The organism is Rhizobium sp. SVR5-9E (assembly GCF_056755095.1).
This window is the reverse complement of sequence record NZ_JBNDHS010000804.1, coordinates 1-232: the sequence shown is the minus strand read 5'-3', so window position 1 is coordinate 232 and position 232 is coordinate 1. Positions and strand designations below refer to the sequence as shown.

Genomic DNA, 232 nt, shown 5'->3' with positions numbered 1-232 from the left:
ATGTAATACCAATTCCTTTAATATCTTCCGCATGTACTCCTGATTCGTGCATAACAGCTTCATGAGCAAGTTTCAGGTTCGTCCACCAGTCGCCAGGGTTCTGCTCTGCCCATCCGGGATTGATAGCGGTGATTTTCATTTCCTTTTTTGGAGAAAATTCTGAAGCAATCACCTTTCCGCTGGATGCCTCGATGAGACAAACTTTTACAGAAGAACTGCCGATATCATAGCC

The 232-nt window shown here is 44.4% G+C and carries 1 protein-coding gene; it reads right to left on the bottom strand.

Annotated elements, in window-relative coordinates:
* On the bottom strand, positions 1 to 232 hold a 232-nt coding region (locus ACPYOJ_RS37055), incomplete at both ends, for an FGGY family carbohydrate kinase (RefSeq protein ID WP_481420638.1).